Annotated in this window: 12 protein-coding genes; 4 read left to right on the forward strand and 8 right to left on the reverse strand. The window is 60.4% G+C overall.

Features of this window, described 5'->3' with window-relative positions; translation table 11 throughout:
• Positions 1-33: 33 nt before the first annotated feature.
• The 8 genes from tldD to mreB all read right to left on the reverse strand — a co-directional run bounded on the left by tldD (position 34) and on the right by mreB (position 11,299).
• On the reverse strand, positions 34-1,476 hold the full coding sequence (tldD, locus tag AB4P91_RS00965) for a metalloprotease TldD (RefSeq protein ID WP_150595048.1): 1,443 nt from the start codon (positions 1,474-1,476) through the stop codon (positions 34-36).
• Positions 1,477-1,479: 3 nt separating this feature from the next.
• Positions 1,480-2,340: a carbon-nitrogen hydrolase family protein gene (locus tag AB4P91_RS00970; protein WP_395604128.1), complete on the reverse strand. Its 861-nt coding sequence runs from the start codon at positions 2,338-2,340 to the stop codon at positions 1,480-1,482.
• Positions 2,341-2,475: 135 nt separating this feature from the next.
• Positions 2,476-6,282 carry a YhdP family protein gene (locus AB4P91_RS00975; RefSeq protein ID WP_395604129.1) on the reverse strand — a complete coding sequence of 1,269 codons (3,807 nt, stop codon included), beginning with the start codon at positions 6,280-6,282 and terminating at the stop codon, positions 2,476-2,478.
• A 75-nt stretch (positions 6,283-6,357) separates the two neighbouring features.
• Complete coding sequence (rng, locus tag AB4P91_RS00980) at positions 6,358-7,815, reverse strand: ribonuclease G (RefSeq protein ID WP_042557652.1); 1,458 nt, start codon at positions 7,813-7,815, stop codon at positions 6,358-6,360.
• A 57-nt stretch (positions 7,816-7,872) separates the two neighbouring features.
• On the reverse strand, positions 7,873-8,469 hold the full coding sequence (locus AB4P91_RS00985) for a Maf family protein (RefSeq protein ID WP_395604130.1): 597 nt from the start codon (positions 8,467-8,469) through the stop codon (positions 7,873-7,875).
• A gap of 36 nt (positions 8,470-8,505) precedes the next feature.
• Positions 8,506-8,997, reverse strand: a complete 492-nt coding sequence (gene mreD, locus AB4P91_RS00990; protein WP_042557650.1) for a rod shape-determining protein MreD — start codon at positions 8,995-8,997, stop codon at positions 8,506-8,508.
• Complete coding sequence (gene mreC / locus AB4P91_RS00995) at positions 8,997-10,085, reverse strand: rod shape-determining protein MreC (protein ID WP_395605009.1); 1,089 nt, start codon at positions 10,083-10,085, stop codon at positions 8,997-8,999. The genes mreD and mreC overlap by 1 nt, the downstream gene beginning before the upstream one ends.
• 176 nt (positions 10,086-10,261) lie before the next feature.
• A complete protein-coding gene (mreB, locus tag AB4P91_RS01000) occupies positions 10,262-11,299 on the reverse strand; it encodes a rod shape-determining protein MreB (RefSeq protein WP_002555108.1) in 1,038 nt (345 codons plus the stop codon).
• A gap of 211 nt (positions 11,300-11,510) precedes the next feature.
• Here mreB and gatC point away from each other — a divergent pair, with 211 nt between their 5' ends.
• From gatC to AB4P91_RS01020, 4 genes are all read left to right on the forward strand, one after another.
• Complete coding sequence (gene gatC / locus AB4P91_RS01005) at positions 11,511-11,798, forward strand: Asp-tRNA(Asn)/Glu-tRNA(Gln) amidotransferase subunit GatC (protein WP_007901429.1); 288 nt, start codon at positions 11,511-11,513, stop codon at positions 11,796-11,798.
• 16 nt (positions 11,799-11,814) lie between these two features.
• Complete coding sequence (gene gatA, locus AB4P91_RS01010; protein ID WP_395604131.1) at positions 11,815-13,266, forward strand: Asp-tRNA(Asn)/Glu-tRNA(Gln) amidotransferase subunit GatA; 1,452 nt, start codon at positions 11,815-11,817, stop codon at positions 13,264-13,266.
• 10 nt (positions 13,267-13,276) lie between these two features.
• On the forward strand, positions 13,277-14,722 hold the full coding sequence (gene gatB, locus AB4P91_RS01015; protein WP_150595053.1) for an Asp-tRNA(Asn)/Glu-tRNA(Gln) amidotransferase subunit GatB: 1,446 nt from the start codon (positions 13,277-13,279) through the stop codon (positions 14,720-14,722).
• 149 nt (positions 14,723-14,871) lie between these two features.
• A complete protein-coding gene (locus tag AB4P91_RS01020; RefSeq protein ID WP_150595054.1) occupies positions 14,872-15,243 on the forward strand; it encodes a septal ring lytic transglycosylase RlpA family protein in 372 nt (123 codons plus the stop codon).
• The last annotated feature ends 20 nt before the right edge of the window (positions 15,244-15,263 follow it).

A 15,263-nucleotide genomic window follows, 5' to 3' on the forward strand; every position in this document is an offset into this window, starting at 1 on the left:
CGCCCTGCGCGCCACCCGAAGCTCCATCCCTTCTTATGCGCCCGTGCCACCCACGGTGATCGCATCGATTTTCAGCGTCGGCTGGCCAACACCCACGGGTACCGACTGCCCATCCTTGCCACACGTCCCCACACCGCTATCGAGCGAAAGATCGTTACCGACCATCGACACCCGGCTCATCGCCTCAGGGCCGTTGCCGATCAACGTCGCACCTTTGACCGGCGCGGTGATCTTGCCGTCTTCGATCAGATACGCTTCGCTAGTGGAGAACACGAATTTGCCGCTGGTAATGTCGACCTGGCCGCCGCCAAGGTTGGCGCAGTAGATGCCTTTCTTCACCGAGGCGATGATTTCCGCCGGATCGCTTTCGCCGCCCAGCATGTAGGTGTTGGTCATCCGCGGCATCGGCAGGTGTGCATAGGATTCACGACGACCGTTGCCGGTACGGGCCACGCCCATCAGGCGCGCGTTGAGCTTGTCCTGCATGTAGCCCTTGAGCACGCCGTTTTCGATCAGCGTGGTGCACTCGGTCGGGGTGCCTTCGTCGTCGACGCTCAGCGAGCCGCGACGGCCGCTCAAGGTGCCGTCATCGACGATAGTGCAGAGCTTGGAAGCAACCATCTCGCCCATACGGCCGCTGTAGGCGGAGCTGCCCTTGCGGTTGAAGTCGCCTTCCAGACCGTGGCCAACCGCTTCGTGCAGCAGCACACCGGACCAGCCCGAACCCAGCACCACCGGCAGCGTCCCGGCCGGTGCCGGAATCGCTTCCAGGTTCACCAGCGCCTGACGCAGCGCTTCACGGGCGTAACCCATGGCGCGGTCTTCAGCGAGGAAATAACGGTAGTCGGTACGCCCGCCGCCGCCATGACCGCCGCGCTCGCGACGACCGTTCTGCTCAACGATAACGCTGACATTGAAACGCACCAACGGCCGCACATCCGCCGCCAGACCGCCGTCGGTGGAGGCCACAAGAATGCGTTCCCAGACCCCGGCCATGCTCACGCTGACTTGCTGGATACGCGGATCGAGCGCGCGCGTGGCGACGTCGATGCGCTTGAGCAGTTCGACTTTCTCGGCACGGCTCATCACTTCCAGCGGATTGTCCGGCGCATACAACTGAGCGACGTCCTGAGTGGTGAACGCCTGCACCGTGCCGTTCTGCCCGGCACGGGAAATCGAACGGGCCGCACGCGCCGCAGCGCCCAGGGCTTCAAGGGTGATCGCGTTGCTGTAGGCGAAACCGGTTTTTTCACCGGACTGCGCACGCACACCGACACCTTGGTCGAGATTGAAACTGCCTTCCTTGACGATGCCGTCTTCCAGTGCCCAGGACTCGGAGATCTGGCCCTGGAAATACAGGTCGGCAGCATCGATGCCCGGGCCCGCCAGATCGCCGAGTACGCTTTGCAGGCTCTCGATCGTCACGCCGCCGGGCGCCAAAAGGTGATCACTGACTGAGGACAACAACTCGCTCATGGTTTAGGCCTTAAATTCGTGTTCTGAAGCAGGTCGCTGTGCGCCCTGCGAGAAAAACCGCCGATGACTCGTCACCGGCATCCGCGCCCTGATGGACGCTTGTTCATTGCTATCGCGTTCGGCCAGCAACACCGCTTCGCCTTGATCCTGACTCGCCAGCACTCGGCCCCATGGGTCGATGATCGCCGCATGCCCAAAGGTTTCTCGTGGCCCCGGATGGGTTCCGCCCTGCGCAGCCGCCAGCACATAACACTGTGTCTCGATGGCCCGCGCACGAATCAATACATCCCAATGCGCCGCGCCGGTCACGGCGGTAAAGGCCGATGGCGCGGTGATCAACTCGGCTCCGGCAGCGCGCAATTCGCTGTACAGCTCCGGAAAGCGCAGGTCGTAACATACGGTCAGGCCCACTTTGCCGACCGGTGTATCCGCAACCACCACACCACTGCCATAAGCATAGTCATCGGATTCGCGGTAACGGCCTCGATTGTCCGCTACATCCACATCAAACAGATGCAGCTTGTCATACCGTGCAACGGTTTCGCCCTGATCGTCGACCAGCAGCGAACACGCATGTGATTTGCCCTTCGGCTGATCGACGGGCGGCAACGGCAGTGTGCCGGCCACTATCCATAACTTGAGGTCGCGGGCGGTCTGTTTCAACCATGGCAGGATCGGTCCTTCGCCAAGGGCTTCAGCGCGGCCGATATCGGCGATGTCGCGACGGCCCATGGCGGCGAAGTTTTCCGGCAGGACCGCCAGCTTCGCGCCACCGGCCGCTGCCAGCTCAAGCAGGCGCCGGGCCTGGGCCAGATTGGCCAGCACGTCACTCTGGCTGACCATTTGAATCACCGCTAAAGTCATGGCCGCTCCTGATCTGCGATCAACACATTCAACTGTAGGAGCTGCCGATGGCTGGGATCTTTTGATCGTGATCGTTTAAAAGCAAAAGATCGCAGCGTGCCGCAGCGCCTGCACATGGGGCTAGCCTCATGCTACTCAAAAAGGCTTGTCGAAAGTGATTTTCGGTTCTTTCCACGGACCTTTGACGGTGTATTTCACACTGGCAAAGCGCGACACACGGTCGCCGATGAGCTTGTCGATCAGGAACAGCGCCCCCCCGACCGCCGGAGCACCCACAAGCAACGCGGCAATCGGCAGGTTATTGGTCACCGGCAGCGTCACCAGCAACTTGGCGTCGACCTGTTCAGCCACCAGGTCCAACTTGCCGTTGAGCTCAATATTGCTCGATGGCCCGGTCAGGCGAATTGGCTCTTTGGTATCGTAAACACCGTTTGTCGCCACCAGCAGGCCTTTGACCCGGTCATAGCTCAGCCCTTTGCCGAACAGGTCGGAAAAGTCCAGGCGCAAACGGCGGCCAATGGAGTTGAAATTGAGCAGGCCGAACACTCGCAAAGCCTGCGCGCCACCTTCCACCTCGACAAATTGGCCCTTGTTCAGCGACGCATCGAGGGTGCCGGAGAAACGCTTGGTCGCCAACCACGCCGGCGAACCCGGCCAGCGGCCATCGACATCCATGTGGAATTCTTCGCTGGTCACACTCGGTGCGAAGCCCCAGCCTTTGAGGACATCGGCGAGGTTCTTGCCGCCGATCCGGCCCTTGAACCAGCTAGTGCTGGAACCCGGTGCACCTTCCCAGCCGCCATTGCCCTGCAACAGGATGCCTTTGAGCCCCATGTCGAGATTGTTCATGGCGATGCCTTTGCTGGTCGGGCGGATCTTCAGCGACCAGCCACCGACCAGATCCTGGCCCAGAAACAGTTGATTGATGGTGATATCCAGCGCCGGGATTTTCGTGGGATCGACCGACGCCAACGGATCAGGTGAGTTCTCGTCAGCCTGCACCGTCGGATCCGGCGCCGGCAGCCGCACGTATTGCAGGTTCACCGCAATCGGCGCGTTTTTGGCGTCCGGCAGGCCAGCAGTGCCTTTGGCCTCCTGACTGTCGAGCGCCAGATTCCACGCCGCCGGTTTGCGATTCAGCTGGACCGAGGCCTGATCCAGCGTCGTGCCGAATGCCGTCAGTTTGCCAATCTTGAAATCGGCACTGTTCAACAGTTGCTTGGCATTGTCGCCCGGATCCTGTCCGGCGTATTTGCCAACCAGATCCTGCCAGGGTGCGACGTCCAGCTCCGACAGCACACCGCGAACCCGCAACCCCTTGGCGCCCGGCAACACGGCTTCGCCCTCCCCGAGGAACAACTCACCGCGCCCTTGGGCAAAATCAGTCGGCGGCGCAGCAAAGGTAAAACTGGCCAGTTGACCGTAACTGACCCAATAACGCCGCTCCGGCCCTTGCAAGGTCATGCGGAAAACGGTGTCTCGACCGACATCCGCCGTCATGCCAAACGGTGCTGGCAGATCGACCGCCACACCTTTGAGATTGGAGCTGACCATCAACTGGCTGTCGTTCCCGTCCAGGTTCAGTTGCAACTGATAGGGAATCGTCCCGGACGCTGGCAACGGCTGGGTGACGCCGAGCCAGTCAGTCAGTTTTTTGACTTCGACCTGCCCCGACGCAGCGACACGGGTCTTGAGCTGGTTGGCGCTGCCATCAGCGAAAATCTGCGCAGTGACCGGTTTGTCGAACGCTCGGGCGGCGATATTCTGCCCGCTGAGACCCTTGGCGCTGTCGAAGCGGAAATCCCCCTTGAGTTGCGTCAGTTCCAGTTTCGGCTCCGCCAGTTTCAGCCGCGCGTTGGCGGTCTTGAAGTCGACGACGATTTTCGGCTGGTCGCCCCCCTTGTCCAACGGCACGTCGAGCTTGAGCTTGCCTTGCAGATCGCCCGCGCCTTCCCAACCGGCAAAGGTTTCGCCAGTGCCGATCGGTGCATCCTGAAGAATCTTCAAACCGTCACCCAGACCACCCGCGAACGCGCCGTCGAGGTACATATGGGTATGTTGTCCGGCCGGGACATGGGGAATGTTGACGAAGACGTTGCTGACCTGGGTGTCGAGCAATTGGCCCTTGCTGGCCAAGATCCGCACGCCGCTGTCCTCGATGAACACGTCGCCACTGACCTTGCTCACATGCGGCCAACCTGGCTGGAAGGCCAGTTCGGCGTCATGCACCTTGAAGAACAGGCTGATGCTGCGATCAGCCTCCCCGGCATTCTTGCTCAGCGAGCCTTGATACTGAAAGAAGCCCTGATCCACCGCGCCCTTGAGAATCGCCGTACGCAGCCATTCATCCAGCGCCGGGCTCAACACTTCGGGCAAGTACTTGGCGGTGTAGCGGCCATCGCCGTCGACCAGACCGACCCGCAGGTCCATGTAGTCTTCCTGGCTGTGATCGAAATGCAGACGGATCAGGAAGTCACCGGCAATCTTGCCCTCTTCGCCCAGCACCTTCAGGTACGGTGCGATCAGAGTGAAACCGTCCTTATCAAGCTTCCAGGTGAGTCGGGCGTTGGCCTGAATGTATTGCCACGGTTTGGCGAAAATCGGATCGAGGTGCAGGACGAAATCCTTGCTGTCCATGCGCAACTCGCCACCGTCGAGGTTGCCGCTGAGGCTACCGCTGACATTTCTAGCCGCCGGAGCGCCGTGATAGGCATCAAACCCGACGTTATCGAGATTGGCAGCAAAGCCGAATTGGGTTCCGTCCGTGGCATTCGGGCGGAAATCCAGCAGGACATTGCGCAGGCCGCCGGTGACCTTCAGGCGCTCCACGGCTGTGGCGACACCCTGCGGCAACGGCCCCAGCGCGTTGAGCAGGGGGGTGATGGGGGTCAGGTCGAGGCGATCAGCCTGCAAGTGCCAGAGCTCCTCGACCTTGTCAGTGGCACGGGTCTGCTGCACTTGCACCCGCGACTCCCAGCGGGTTTCACCGACATTCATCGCCAGCGAATCGAAAGTAACCGTCGCGCCTCTGGCACTGTTTTCGTAATAGGCGTTGAGCGCCAGATTGTTGATCCGGATCGGCTTGCGCTCGGCGTAAGCACCGGTCAGTTGCGGGGCATTCAAACGAATCGCGGCACTTTGCAAAGTGCCCTCGGTCCAGTTCACCCAAAGCTCGCCGCCGGCCTTGATCTCGGAGAAATTCCACTGCTGGGTCAGACGCTCCGGCAGCCACTTCGACCAGTCGCTTTGCGGCAGGCTGGCGTAGCCCTCCACCGTGCTGTCGCGTAGCTGACTGGGGCGAATCCGCGTGCGCAGGCTCAACGCGACAGGTTGGCCGTCAGGCAAGGTCAAGCGCGCGTCAAGGCGTTGCCGACTGGCACCGGTCTTCAGATTGAGGCCGACGTAGGTGAGCGTCATCGGCGGGTGATCGAGCGGCTGCAAGGTCACCTGACTTTCGAGCACCGACAATTGCTGGATCATCTGCGAGCGGTTGAACAGTTGCTCGGGATCCAGCGGCTGATCCTTCTGCACCGGCAAACCTTCCAGCGCCCAGGTGCCGTCCTCGGCTTCCTTGAGGCTGATTTTCAGGCCATTGAGTTCCAGATGAGCGATGCGCACTTCGCGGGCCAACAGGCTGGCCCAAAGATCGGGTACTGCCCGCACACGGTCAAGGCGCAAGGCATTGGCGCCGTCGCCGACCATCACATCATGGGCCAACAGGATCGGCGCAAAACCGTTCCAGCTGCCTTCCAGTTCGCCGATCTGCAAGGGCATGCCGAGGGCGGCACTGGCCTTGTCTTCGATGTCGGCTCGATATTCGGCCACCAACGGCGTCAGTTCTCGGCCGAGACTGACGTACAACGCCATCAACACCAGAACCAACGCGCACAGGCCCAGCCCCCAACGGGTGAGTGCGGCCAAAATGCGTGTCAGACGGTCCATGTCAGTTGGCTCCCATGGCAAAAATACTGCGAAAAGCTGAGGCCAGCCGCTGTGAAAAAAGGGTGATGCAGGGGTTCAGAGCAGCACCACGTCATATTGTTCCTGGGAATACATGGTTTCCACCTGGAAGCGTATGGTGCGGCCGATGAACCCTTCAAGCTCGGCGACATTACCGGATTCTTCGTCAAGCAGCCGGTCCACCACTTTCTGGTTCGCCAGCACCCGATAACCCTCGGCCTGGTAGGCCCGGGCCTCACGAAGGATCTCGCGGAAGATCTCGTAACAGATGGTTTCCGCAGTCTTCAATTTGCCGCGACCCTGGCAGCAACTGCACGGTTCGCACAGCACTTGCTCAAGGCTTTCGCGGGTGCGCTTGCGGGTCATCTGCACCAGGCCCAACTCGGTAATACCAATGATGTTGGTCTTGGCGTGATCGCGCTCCAGCTGTTTTTCCAAGGTTCGCAGAACCTGGCGCCGGTGTTCTTCATCTTCCATGTCGATGAAGTCGATGATGATGATCCCGCCCAGATTGCGCAGGCGCATCTGCCGGGCTATCGCGGTCGCGGCTTCAAGATTGGTCTTGAAGATGGTTTCTTCGAGATTGCGATGGCCAACGAAAGCGCCGGTATTGACGTCGATGGTGGTCATGGCTTCAGCCGGATCGACCACCAGATAGCCACCGGATTTCAGCGGGACTTTGCGCTCCAGCGCTCGCTGAATTTCGTCTTCGACACCGTACAGATCGAAAATCGGTCGTTCGCCCGGATAGTGTTCCAGTCGATCGGCGATTTCCGGCATCAGTTCGGCGACAAACTGCGTGGTTTTCTGGAAGGTTTCCCGGGAATCGATGCGGATCTTCTCGATTTTCGGATTGACCAGATCACGCAGCGTGCGCAAGGCCAGGCCAAGGTCTTCGTAGATCACGCTCGGCGCGGCGATGGTTTTGATCTGTTCGTTGATCTGATCCCACAGGCGCCGCAGGTAGCGGATGTCCATGAGGATCTCATCGGCCCCGGCACCTTCGGCGGCGGTACGCAAAATGAAGCCGCCGGCCTCCTTGATGCCTTCTTTGGCGACACAATCGGTGACCACCTGCTTGAGGCGGTCGCGCTCGGCTTCGTCTTCGATTTTCAGGGAAATGCCAACGTGGGCGGTGCGCGGCATGTACACCAGATAGCGCGATGGAATCGACAACTGCGTAGTCAGTCGCGCGCCTTTGGAACCGATCGGATCCTTGGTGACTTGTACCACCAGGCTCTGGCCCTCGTGCACCAGCGAACTGATGCTTTCCACCGCCGGGCCTTCGCGCAGAGAGATTTCGGCGGCATGAATGAACGCTGCACGATCGAGGCCGATGTCGACGAAGGCTGCCTGCATACCCGGCAGTACCCGGACAATCTTGCCTTTATAGATGTTGCCGACAATTCCGCGCTTTTGCGTGCGCTCGACGTGGACTTCTTGCAGCACACCGTTTTCGACCACCGCCACGCGCGATTCCATCGGCGTTATGTTGATCAGAATCTCTTCACTCATGGCAGGATCTCGTTCAGGCGTGTTCACGATAATGGCCGCATCTTGTTCGTACGACGCTTATTGCGCGTTCAGGTTTTGCCAACAGGGTATGCCGAAATGGCCCAACAGTTCTGCGGTTTCGCAAACAGGCAGCCCGACCACCGCTGAATAGCTGCCATTGAGCCCCGCGACAAACACCGCGCCGAGCCCTTGAATGCCATAACCACCGGCCTTGTCCCGAGGTTCACCGCTGGCCCAGTAGGCAGCGGCCTCCTCGCGGCTGATCGGCCGGAACCTTACCAGACTGCGCACCACCCGCGACTCGCAGCGCTCGCCTTCGAGCACAGCGATGGCGGTCAGCACTTCATGTTCTTTGCCGGACAACATCATCAGCATGGCGCATGCGTCGGCTTCGTCCACCGGTTTGCCAAGAATTTTGCCATCGAGCGCCACCGCAGTGTCGGCGCCCAGAACGCAAAACGGTGCAGCCGATACAAGCGTGCGCCGTCCCGCCTCGGCCTTGCCGCGCGCGAGGCGTTCGACGTAGGCCGCAGGTGATTCATGAGGGAATGGCGTTTCATCGATGTCCGCACTGATGGCGGAAAAAGGGACGCCGATCTGCGTGAGTAACTCACGTCGACGCGGCGATCCGGAGGCGAGGTAAAGCGGCTTCATCAAAACATCCCCTGTTCAGTGCCCTGCTTCACCGGCTCAATTGATTTTGTAGCGGCGGCGTAATCCACGCAAAGCGAAGCTGATCCAGGGCCAGAGCAAGGCACTGGTCAGTGCCGGCAGCACCAGCGCCAGGGTCGGCTGACGGTTACCGGTCAAGGCACTGAGCCACAACTGCACCAGTTGCGCGAGCCCGAAAATCACCAGAATCACCAGGCACTGTTGCCACATCGGGAACATGCGCAGGCGCTGCTGCAATGACAGCACCAGGAAAGTAATCAGTGTAAGAACGAGCGCGTTCTGCCCAAACAGATCGCCTTGCAACACGTCTTCGGCCAGGCCCAGGCAGAACGCCGTGACCATACCGACCGCGTGCGGCATGTAAAGCGCCCAGAACGTCAGCAGCAAGGCCAGCCACAGCGGTCGCAGGATTTCCATGAAGATCGGTAACGGCGAAACGCTGAGCAATATGCCGACAACGAAAGTCAGCCAGATGATCCAGCCATTTCGGGAGGCTTTGACACCGACCATTATTCTCGTCCCCCAGGGGTGGCTGGCGTCGTTGCCGGCGGTTTGGCAGGTGGTTTACTGGCAGCAGGAGAAGACGCCGGGGGTTTGGTCGCCGCCGGTGCGGCCGCAGGCGGCTTGCTCGCGGCAGGTTTGACCGGGGTCGCGGCAGGCGTCGTAGCCGCCGGCGCTGGCTCGGTAGCCGGAGCAGCAGGCGCCGGCATGACCAACGGTCGGGAAACCACTGAGGCGGGCATCGGACCGCCGCCATGGGCATCCAGCGCTTCTTGAGCTTGCGCGGCGTCGTTGGCGCGCTCCTCGGCGGTGCGCGAGTCGCTGAACACCAGCAGCAGGTAGCGGCTGCGGTTTAAAGCAGCGGTCGGCACGGCACGCACGATCGCGAACGGTTGGCCCGAGTCATGGATCACTTCCTTGACCGTCGCCACCGGGTAACCGGCCGGGAAGCGCTGGCCCAGGCCGGAGCTGACCAGCAAATCGCCTTCCTTGATATCCGCCGTGTCGGCGACATGCCGCAGTTCCAGGCGTTCAGGGTTGCCGGTGCCGCTGGCAATCGCCCGCAGACCGTTACGGTTCACCTGCACAGGAATGCTGTGAGTGGTGTCGGTCAGCAACAGTACACGGGAGGTGTAAGGCATCAACTCGACCACCTGCCCCATCAAACCGCGCGCATCGAGCACCGGCTGACCGAGCACCACGCCGTCGCGCTCACCTTTATTGATGATGATGCGATGGGTGAACGGGTTGGGGTCCATGCCGATCAACTCGGCCACTTCGACCTTTTCGTTGACCAGCGCAGAAGAATTGAGCAACTCGCGCAGCCGAACGTTCTGCTCGGTCAGTGCGGCAAGCTTTTGCATGCGGCCCTGATACAGCAGGTTTTCGGTCTTGAGTTTTTCGTTTTCGGCGACAAGCTCGGTGCGACTGCCGAACTGACTGGCGATACCGTCCCATAGCCGTCCGGGCAGGTCGGTGATCCAGTAGGCATCCATCAACACCAGCGACGCCTGGCTGCGTGCGGGTTTGAGCAGATTGAAGCGGGCATCGACCACCATCAGCGCAACCGACAACACGGCCAGCACCAACAGGCGGATACCCAACGAAGGGCCCTTGGCGAAAAGCGGTTTAATAAGCCGCTCCTCCCAGGCAAATGTTCTGTTTATTCATACGGCATCAAACCGGCCTGGATGAAGACTGACAGAAGATAAACGCCAACAGGCAGCACTGCAAAGTGCTGCCTGTGCGCTCACCCACGTATTGCCTCTGCGACTTATTCGCTCGAGAGCAGATCCATGGTGTGCTTATCCATCATTTCCAATGCACGGCCACCGCCGCGAGCAACACAGGTCAGCGGATCTTCGGCAACGATCACTGGCAGGCCGGTTTCCTGGGCCAGCAGCTTGTCGAGGTCACGCAGCAGCGCGCCACCACCGGTCAGTACCAGACCACGCTCGGCGATGTCAGAAGCCAGTTCCGGCGGCGATTGCTCCAGAGCACTCTTCACTGCCTGAACGATGGTGGCCAGGGACTCTTGCAGAGCTTCCAGCACTTCGTTGGAGTTCAGGGTGAATGCGCGTGGAACGCCTTCGGCCAGGTTACGACCGCGAACGTCGACTTCGCGAACTTCGCCGCCCGGGTAGGCCGTACCGATTTCCTGCTTGATGCGCTCTGCGGTGGATTCACCGATCAGGCTGCCGTAGTTACGGCGCACATAAGTGATGATCGCTTCGTCGAAGCGGTCGCCACCCACGCGCACGGATTCGGCGTAGACCACGCCGTTCAGGGAGATCAGAGCGATTTCGGTGGTACCACCACCGATATCGACGACCATCGAACCGCGCGCCTCTTCTACCGGAAGGCCAGCACCGATCGCTGCCGCCATCGGCTCTTCGATCAGGAACACTTCACGGGCACCGGCACCGAGGGCCGATTCACGGATGGCACGACGCTCAACCTGGGTGGATTTGCATGGAACGCAGATCAGCACACGAGGGCTAGGCTGCAGAAAGCTGTTTTCGTGAACCTTGTTGATGAAATATTGCAGCATCTTTTCGCAGACGCTGAAGTCGGCGATCACGCCGTCTTTCATCGGACGAATGGCAGCAATGTTGCCCGGCGTACGACCGAGCATGCGCTTGGCCTCGGTGCCGACAGCCACGACACTTTTCTGATTACCGTGTGTCCGAATGGCCACAACCGATGGCTCATTCAGAACGATACCGCGCTCGCGCACGTAAATAAGGGTGTTGGCAGTGCCCAGGTCAATGGAAAGATCGCTGGAAAACATGCCACGCAGTTTCTTGAACATGGGAAAGGGACCCTAGGCAACGCGTGGGTAAAAAAGTGCGGCAAACTCTAACAACGACAGGGATTTTGGGCAAGGCGCCAATATGTTAAATTGGCCGCTTTTCTGTGCACCAAGCCCCACAATCGCGGCCTTATGACCGTAGAAGTGCGGTAGTGTTCCGACAATCTAACACACGGACGCCGTCCGTTCTGTTTTCCACTGGAGAATCCCGATGGCACTAGAACGCTCCGACGTGGAAAAAATCGCGCATTTGGCCTGCCTTGGCCTTAATGATGCCGATCTTCCGCACATCACCTCGGCCCTCAACAGCATTCTCGGTCTGGTCGACGAAATGCAGGCTGTTAATACCGACGGTATCGAGCCATTGGCCCACCCGCTGGAAGCCAGTCAGCGCCTGCGCGCCGATGTCGTGACCGAAACCAATCACCGCGAGGCCTACCAGTCCATCGCACCAGCGGTCGAAAACGGCCTGTATCTGGTTCCGAAAGTCATCGACTAAAGGGAATGAGCCTGCAATGCATCAAATGACTCTGGCCGAGATCGCTCGTGGTCTCGCCGCTAAAAAGTTTTCCTCCGAAGAGCTGACCAAAGTCCTGCTGGCGCGTATTTCCCAGCTCGATCCGCAGCTCAACAGTTTCATCAGCCTCACCGAAGAGCTGGCTCTCGAGCAGGCGAAAGCCGCTGATGCACGCCGAGCCAACGGTGAGAGCGGCGCCCTGCTGGGTGCGCCGATCGCCCACAAAGACCTGTTCTGCACCCAGGGCATTCGCACCAGTTGCGGCTCGAAGATGCTCGACAACTTCAAGGCTCCGTACGACGCCACCGTGGTCGCCAAACTGGCCGCTGCCGGCGCCGTGACGCTGGGCAAGACCAACATGGACGAGTTCGCCATGGGTTCGGCCAACGAGTCGAGCTGGTACGGCGCGGTGAAAAACCCGTGGAATCTGGAACACGTGCCGGGCGGCTCGTCCGGTGGTTCGGCGGCGGCCGTTGCCGCTCGTCTGTTGCCAGCGGCCACCGCCACTGACACCGGCGGCTCGATCCGTCAGCCAGCCGCGTTCACCAACCTCACCGGCCTGAAACCGACGTACGGTCGTGTTTCGCGTTGGGGCATGATCGCCTACGCCTCCAGCCTCGATCAGGGCGGGCCGTTGGCGCGCACTGCCGAAGACTGCGCAATTATGTTGCAAGGTATGGCCGGCTTCGATCAGAACGACTCCACCAGCATTGATGAGCCTGTGCCGGATTACTCCGCCAGCCTGAACGAATCGCTGCAAGGCTTGCGCATCGGTGTGCCGAAGGAATACTTCAGCGCCGGTCTCGACCCGCGCATTGCCGAGCTGATCCAGAACAGCATCAAAGAGCTGCAGAAGCTCGGTGCCGTGATCAAGGAAATCAGCCTGCCGAACATGCAGCACGCGATTCCTGCGTACTACGTGATCGCGCCGGCAGAAGCCTCCTCGAACCTGTCGCGTTTCGACGGCGTGCGCTTCGGCCATCGCTGCGAGAACCCGGAAAACCTCATCGACCTGTACAAGCGCTCGCGTGGCGAAGGCTTCGGGCCTGAAGTACAGCGCCGGATCATGGTCGGTGCCTACGCGCTGTCCGCCGGTTACTACGATGCCTACTACCTCAAGGCGCAGAAGATTCGCCGCCTGGTGAAGAACGATTTCATGACTGCCTTTAATGAAGTCGACATCATCCTCGGCCCAACCACGCCGAACCCGGCCTGGAAACTCGGCGCCAAGAACAGCGACCCGGTCGCGGCCTATCTGGAAGACGTCTACACCATCACCGCCAACCTCGCAGGCCTGCCGGGCCTGTCGATGCCTGCCGGTTTTGTCGACGGTCTGCCGGTCGGCGTGCAGCTGCTCGCTCCGTATTTCCAGGAAGGCCGTTTGCTCAACGTTGCGCATCAGTACCAGTTGAACACCGACTGGCACACCCGCACCCCAACCGGCTTCTGAGGAGACACACATGCAATGGGAAGTCGTGATCGGGCTGGAGATTCATACCCAGCTCACCACCCGGTCGAAAATCTTTTCCGGTAGTTCGACCACGTTCGGCTCCGAGCCGAACACTCAGGCGAGCCTGATCGACCTGGGCATGCCCGGCGTGTTGCCGGTGCTGAACCAGGAAGCAGTGCGCATGGCGGTGATGTTCGGTCTGGCGATTGACGCCGAGATCGGTCAACACAACGTGTTCGCGCGTAAAAACTACTTCTACCCGGATCTGCCGAAGGGCTACCAGATCAGCCAGATGGAATTGCCGATCGTCGGCAAGGGCCACCTGGACATCGCCCTGGAAGACGGCACGGTCAAACGTGTCGGCATCACCCGCGCGCACCTGGAAGAAGACGCCGGCAAGAGCCTGCACGAAGAATTCAACGGTGCCACCGGCATCGACCTGAACCGTGCCGGCACGCCGCTGCTGGAGATCGTTTCCGAGCCGGACATGCGCAGCGCCAAGGAAGCCGTGGCTTACGTCAAGGCGATCCACGCGCTGGTCCGTTATCTGGGCATTTGCGACGGCAACATGGCCGAAGGTTCGCTGCGTTGCGACTGCAACGTGTCGATCCGTCCGAAAGGCCAGGTTGAGTTCGGCACACGCTGCGAGATCAAGAACGTCAACTCGTTCCGTTTCATCGAGAAGGCGATCAACTCCGAGATCCAGCGTCAGATCGAGCTGATCGAAGACGGTGGCAAAGTGATCCAGCAGACCCGTCTGTACGATCCGAACAAGGACGAAACCCGTCCGATGCGCTCCAAAGAGGAAGCCAACGACTACCGTTACTTCCCCGACCCGGACCTGCTGCCAGTGGTCATCGAAGAGTCGTTCCTCGGCGAGGTGCGCGCCACCCTGCCGGAACTGCCGCCGCAGAAACGCGAGCGCTTCCAGGCGCAATTCGGTCTGTCGGTCTATGACGCCAGCGTTTTGGCCACCAGCCGCGAACAAGCTGACTACTTCGAGAAAGTCGCCACCATCGGCGGCGACGCCAAACTGGCGGCGAACTGGGTGATGGTCGAGCTGGGCAGCCTGCTCAACAAGCAAGGCCTGGACATCGACGAGTCGCCGGTTTCGGCCGAGCAATTGGGCGGCATGCTGCAGCGCATCAAAGACAACACCATCTCTGGCAAGATCGCCAAGGTTGTGTTCGAAGCGATGGCCAACGGTGAAGGCAGCGCGGACGAGATCATCGAAAAACGCGGCTTGAAGCAAGTCACCGACAGCGGCGCGATCTCGGCGGTGCTGGACGAAATGCTTGCCGCCAACGCCGAGCAAGTCGAGCAATACCGCGCGGCAGACGAAGCCAAACGCGGCAAGATGTTCGGCTTCTTCGTCGGTCAGGCCATGAAAGCCTCCAAAGGCAAGGCCAACCCGCAGCAAGTGAACGAACTGCTGAAAAGCAAGCTCGAAGGCTGATGAAGATGGAGCCAGACCTAAAATCCTGGCTCAAATCCCTGTGGGAGCGAGCTTGCTCGCGATTGCGTTCCGGCACTCAATACAAGGTTGACGGTCAGAATGCCCTCGCGAGCAAGCTCGCTCCCACATTTGTTTCGGGATACTTTTAAATGAAGCGCCTGCTCATTGGCTGCGCCCTGCTCTCCTTACTCGCCGGTTGCGCCAGCACTGACATCATCGACCCGCACGGTTACGACCAGACCGGCGTCGCCTCCTATTACGGAGCCAAACACCACGGTAAACGCACCGCCAGTGGCGAAGCGTTCAACCAGAATGCCCTGACTGCCGCCCATCGCCAGCTACCCTTCGGTACCCGGGTGAAAGTCACCAATCTTAAAAACGACGAAACCGTCGTGGTCCGTATCAACGATCGCGGCCCGCACACCCGTGGACGCTTGATCGACGTGTCCCGCAAAGCCGCCGAACAACTCGGTATGCTGCGCAGCGGCACTGCACGGGTTCGCGTGCAGGCCCTCGACTGATGGAGCGCCGACCATTTTTG

It is taken from the genome of Pseudomonas sp. B21128 (genome assembly GCF_044218865.1).
Classification (GTDB): domain Bacteria; phylum Pseudomonadota; class Gammaproteobacteria; order Pseudomonadales; family Pseudomonadaceae; genus Aquipseudomonas; species Aquipseudomonas iridis.

Coding starts and splice junctions, on each gene's coding strand:
- tldD (WP_150595048.1), bottom strand. CDS start 1,476: ATGAGCGAGTTGTTGTCCTCAGTCAGTGATCACCTTTTGGCGCCCGGC.
- AB4P91_RS00970 (WP_395604128.1), bottom strand. CDS start 2,340: ATGACTTTAGCGGTGATTCAAATGGTCAGCCAGAGTGACGTGCTGGCC.
- AB4P91_RS00975 (WP_395604129.1), bottom strand. CDS start 6,282: ATGGACCGTCTGACACGCATTTTGGCCGCACTCACCCGTTGGGGGCTG.
- rng (WP_042557652.1), bottom strand. CDS start 7,815: ATGAGTGAAGAGATTCTGATCAACATAACGCCGATGGAATCGCGCGTG.
- AB4P91_RS00985 (WP_395604130.1), bottom strand. CDS start 8,469: ATGAAGCCGCTTTACCTCGCCTCCGGATCGCCGCGTCGACGTGAGTTA.
- mreD (WP_042557650.1), bottom strand. CDS start 8,997: ATGGTCGGTGTCAAAGCCTCCCGAAATGGCTGGATCATCTGGCTGACT.
- mreB (WP_002555108.1), bottom strand. CDS start 11,299: ATGTTCAAGAAACTGCGTGGCATGTTTTCCAGCGATCTTTCCATTGAC.
- gatC (WP_007901429.1), top strand. CDS start 11,511: ATGGCACTAGAACGCTCCGACGTGGAAAAAATCGCGCATTTGGCCTGC.
- gatA (WP_395604131.1), top strand. CDS start 11,815: ATGCATCAAATGACTCTGGCCGAGATCGCTCGTGGTCTCGCCGCTAAA.
- gatB (WP_150595053.1), top strand. CDS start 13,277: ATGCAATGGGAAGTCGTGATCGGGCTGGAGATTCATACCCAGCTCACC.
- AB4P91_RS01020 (WP_150595054.1), top strand. CDS start 14,872: ATGAAGCGCCTGCTCATTGGCTGCGCCCTGCTCTCCTTACTCGCCGGT.